The organism is Roseateles chitinivorans (genome assembly GCF_002761755.1).
GTDB lineage: Bacteria > Pseudomonadota > Gammaproteobacteria > Burkholderiales > Burkholderiaceae_C > Roseateles > Roseateles chitinivorans.
On record NZ_PEOG01000199.1, the window covers coordinates 1 to 469 of the forward strand.

1 protein-coding gene is annotated in these 469 nt (G+C 29.6%); it reads right to left on the reverse strand.

Features of this window, described 5'->3' with window-relative positions; translation table 11 throughout:
• Window positions 1–469, reverse strand: a 469-nt coding sequence (locus CS062_RS26035; protein ID WP_259373127.1) for an RNA-dependent RNA polymerase family protein, incomplete at both ends; no start/stop codon positions are given.

The window sequence follows — 469 nt, forward strand, 5'->3', positions numbered from 1 at the left end:
TCTAAACTATTGAAATTTTGAAGAATTACTTTTTTAGATTGAATCTCTAGACTTGGGTTTGTTGTTAGATTGAATTTAACATCTTCTGCTAAAAGCTTATGATAAACTATTTCTCTGTCGGAAAATGATTGGGCTTTAGGCTCAAAATATTCCTCTTTACCGTCTGCTTTTTTTGACCTAAATTCTTTAGGGATATTACTTAAACCAAATAATCCTCTTTTCACGAAGTATTTGAAAAGGAACTTATTCACTGGGGAAATAGCAGTTTCTTCAACCTTAAAATTTGTTGTAACTAATAAGATATCGTCAACATATCTGCCGTAATAACTTGGATTAATCTCTTCTTTGATTTTTTTATCGAATTCTTTTAATACTAAATTCCCTAGTAATCCAGACGATAAAAGTCCAATAGGAAGTATCGACTCCGTTTTCTTTAAGTTAGGAACATCTATATACTTAGATATTTTAT